The 3,293-nt window shown below is 69.9% G+C and carries 6 protein-coding genes; 3 read left to right on the top strand and 3 right to left on the bottom strand.

The window, feature by feature from the left end:
* Positions 1-14: 14 nt before the first annotated feature.
* Positions 15-440 carry a hypothetical protein gene (locus tag AC3EO4_RS55465; RefSeq protein ID WP_431904916.1) on the bottom strand — a complete coding sequence of 142 codons (426 nt, stop codon included), beginning with the start codon at positions 438-440 and terminating at the stop codon, positions 15-17.
* Positions 398-781 (bottom strand): hypothetical protein, encoded by a 384-nt coding sequence (locus AC3EO4_RS55460; protein ID WP_431904914.1) that lies wholly within the window; start codon positions 779-781, stop codon positions 398-400. The genes AC3EO4_RS55465 and AC3EO4_RS55460 overlap by 43 nt, the downstream gene beginning before the upstream one ends.
* Before the next feature lie 272 nt (positions 782-1,053).
* Between AC3EO4_RS55460 and AC3EO4_RS55455 the strand changes: the two genes are divergently transcribed.
* The 3 genes from AC3EO4_RS55455 to AC3EO4_RS55445 all read left to right on the top strand — a co-directional run bounded on the left by AC3EO4_RS55455 (position 1,054) and on the right by AC3EO4_RS55445 (position 3,079).
* Positions 1,054-1,629, top strand: a complete 576-nt coding sequence (locus AC3EO4_RS55455; RefSeq protein ID WP_431904911.1) for an RNA polymerase sigma factor — start codon at positions 1,054-1,056, stop codon at positions 1,627-1,629.
* A 2-nt stretch (positions 1,630-1,631) separates the two neighbouring features.
* Positions 1,632-2,675, top strand: coding sequence for a CU044_5270 family protein (locus AC3EO4_RS55450; RefSeq protein WP_431904908.1), 1,044 nt, complete (start codon positions 1,632-1,634; stop codon positions 2,673-2,675).
* Between the two features lie 113 nt (positions 2,676-2,788).
* On the top strand, positions 2,789-3,079 hold the full coding sequence (locus tag AC3EO4_RS55445; RefSeq protein ID WP_431904906.1) for a hypothetical protein: 291 nt from the start codon (positions 2,789-2,791) through the stop codon (positions 3,077-3,079).
* Here the strand turns inward: AC3EO4_RS55445 and AC3EO4_RS55440 are convergent.
* A partial coding sequence (locus tag AC3EO4_RS55440) for a hypothetical protein (RefSeq protein WP_431904903.1) occupies positions 3,058-3,293 on the bottom strand: 236 nt, incomplete at its 5' end. The genes AC3EO4_RS55445 and AC3EO4_RS55440 overlap by 22 nt on opposite strands.

The raw sequence follows: 3,293 nt of genomic DNA, 5'->3' as shown, positions 1-3,293 counted from the left end.
CAGGTTCCTGTCGCTCAACAAAGACCGCCAAAGCGGTCGTCGACGGGCCCGTACAGCTTGCCCGCCGCATCGCGTGGTCCTTCGGTGAAGCCGGGCAGAGCGCAGAGCAGGGTTTGGTCGATGGTGCGGTGCAGGCGTTCGATCTTGCCTTTGCGGTGGGCCTGGCGGGCGGGCAGCCGGTGCACGTGGACGCACAGTGCGGCCATCGCGTGGTAGACGGCGGCGGCGAACTCCAGGCCACGGTCGATGCGCGTCTGGGCGGGTACAGCGCCGAACGGGCCGCGCTCGACGTCGTCGACCAGCCCCATATGCAGGGCGGTCAGCACGGTGCCGGCGTGCGGGGTCAAAGAGAGCGCCCAGCCAAGCACGGCGCGGGTGCTGTCGTCGTCGACGGTGGTCAGCCAGGGCCGTACCGCCGGGCGGCGCGGCGCGAGCACCACGATGGCAGCTGCTTGTGGTCGCTCTCCCAGGTGTGGTTGCGCGTGGAGGGCGGCCGAGTCAGGTACACCGAGGAACGGCGGCGGCCTTCCTCTCCGCTGGTCCAGGCGGCGCGCCCGGCCGGGGTGAGCTGGCGGCCGAAGGCCCGCTGCAGCGTGCGCAACACGACCGAAGCGGCCCCGCCCCACCCGGCGCGCAGGAAGTCCGGCACCGCGACCGCGGCCACCGCCCCCGGGTTGACCGTGCCCGGGTTGTCAGCGGTGCCGTCCACCACAGCGCTCCGGGCACGATGGACGGCGGCGATGTTGCCCAGGAAGTAGGCGAAAGCCTCTCGATCGGTCACCGACAACAGGCAGGCCGACGGCCCCGGAGGGCGCAGCTCGGCGCGAACCCTCTTCGAGCGCCCGCCACATGGTGCGTGGGAGCGAGTGCTATGGACGGGCGTGGGCAGCGTCGCTACCACCACTGGGCGTTGATCAGCGTGCAACAGTTCGGAAGGGCGAAGCCTCGGTCCGGGAGGCGCGAACACTTTGGGGCGATCGGTGAAGAAAGGACGATGGATTCGCGCAAAGGAAGGCGGCCGATGACACCTCGAGCGACAGCGAGAGCCGTGACATGACCCAGGTGACGCAACAGGCGACTGACGCCGAGCTCATCGAATGCTCCTTACAGCAGCCGGAATGCTTCGCCGAGCTGTTCCACCGCCACTATTCGACGATTCACGGCTACGCCGAGCGTCGACTGTCGCGCCCGCTGGCCGACGACATCGCCGCCGAGGTGTTCCTGATCGCGTTCGACCGGCGCGGCACCTATGACCTGTCCCGGTCGGACGCTCGGCCTTGGCTGTACGGGATCGCCTCGAACCTGATCTCTCGCCACCACAGGACCGAGATCCGACAGTACCGGGCGCTGGCAAGGACGGGTGCGAAGGAGGCCGGCGAGGATCACGCCGAGCGAGTTGTGGACTCGCTCGACGCCTTCGCCACGCGCGGTCGGCTGGCGGCGGCGCTGGCGGAGCTGCCAGCCGGGGACCGGGACGTGCTGCTGCTGGTCGCCTGGGCCGAGCTGACCTCCGACGAGGTCGGCAGAGCGCTCGGCGTCCCGGCGGGCACGGTCCGCTCACGGTTGCACCGTGCCCGTACGAAGATCCGCGCCGTGCTGGATCCGGCGCTCACCAGGAAGGAGCGTTGATCATGGGCGAATACTCGCAGGCCGACCTGGAGGCACTGCGCCAGGCATGGCCCCAGCCCGCCCCGCCATCGCCTGATGCCTATACCGCCGCCAGGGATGCGCTCCTCCAGCGGGCCGCGGCGACGGCGCCTCGGCGGGCCCGTCGCGTTCACCTGACCAGGGCGGGTCGGCGGGCCGTCACGATCGGCATGCTCGCTGCCGTGATCTCCGCGGTCGCGCTGGTGGTCGACCCCGCGGGAGTCGAGGCGCCGCGCCCTGTCGTGCCCGGCCTGGCGATGCCGGCCGCCAACGCACAGGCGTTGCTCGGCCGGGCAGCCGAGGCCGCCGGGAACCGCGCGTTCACCGCCCCCGGCCCTGACCAGTGGGTCTACATCGAAACGCGCTTCCAGGGCGTCCGGAATGCCGCCCCGGGCGAGGTGCAAACATCGCGAACTCCTCTGGAGACCCGCGTGGACCGGTCATGGACCCGAGCCGACGGCAAGGAGCTGGCCCTCTTCGAGGACGGCAAACTGGTTCGCTCGCCAACCGGCGGCGCCATGCCCCCTCAGGACTATGCCACGGTGGCGGCACTCCCCACGGATCCCGATGCCCTGCTGGCCTGGATGTACGCCAACATCGGCGATCTGTGGGATTCCGAGGAAGACCGGCACAACTCGGCTTACCGGCTGCTCGGCTCATTGCTCGCACAAAACCTGGTGCCTCCAGCGCAGGAGACGGCCGTCTACCGGGCCATGGCCAAGATTCCGGGGGTGACGGTGAACCCGGACGCGGTCGACGTCGATGGGCGTCCGGCGGTGGCGGTGGCCCGTGTCGAAGACGGCTGGGTGAGCCATGAACTGCTGCTCGACCGCTCCACCTACACCTACCTGGGCGAGCGCGCGGTCGCCAGCGCCGACTACACCTCTCCAGAGCCGGGCGTCCGCACGGAAGGGGGCCGGAAGATCATCTATAGGGGGCACTCCTACACGATCAAGAAGGGAACGATCATGACGCTCGCTGTCCGTCTGGACATCGGGGTCACCGATCGGCCCGGGGTAAGGCCCTGAGCGATGGTCGTCGGCACGGGTGGGCACCGGCTGCGGCGTCGCTGCTGCTGGCGCTCCCCTCGGCCGCCAACCTGGCCGGTGGGCTCACCTGGATCTGGACGCCGTGGCTCCCGTTGCCGCTGCTCGACATGCTTGTGCGGGCGGGACTGCTCGACGCGTGGCTGGTTGCGGATCTCCTCGCCGCCTCGGGCGCCCTGGGGGCAGCCGGGGTGGCAGCGCATGTCGCGCGGGAGCGGACCGCCGGCGCGCTGCTGCTTGCCGCGGTTTCGGCGATCAGCCTCGCCGTCGCCATGGTCGGAGGCGGCTGGCTCCCCGCATGGTACGGCATGGCATACGCCGCGGCGCTGATCCTGCTGCGAACCTTCCAGCGGCACGGATCTGATCAAGTGTTGGACGACGTTTGATGCGACGACGATCTAAGGTTTGGCGTCACGCTCGTGTCGTCGAGGCCCGCGTCGAAGCCGAGCTTGAAGAGATCCAGGCATCGCGGATCGATGACGAAGTCGACAAGATCCTCGACGCCATGCGCAGCAACGGGTACGAGCCGACCCTGCGCATCGAAGACGTCACGTCCGAAGGCGACGGCCCCGCGCCCGTCTGAACTCCGGAAGGCGACGG

This window comes from Nonomuraea sp. bgisy101 (assembly GCF_057708945.1).
This window is presented reverse-complemented; position numbering and strand designations above follow the sequence as displayed.

Coding starts and splice junctions, on each gene's coding strand:
- AC3EO4_RS55450 (WP_431904908.1), top strand. CDS start 1,632: ATGGGCGAATACTCGCAGGCCGACCTGGAGGCACTGCGCCAGGCATGG.
- AC3EO4_RS55455 (WP_431904911.1), top strand. CDS start 1,054: ATGACCCAGGTGACGCAACAGGCGACTGACGCCGAGCTCATCGAATGC.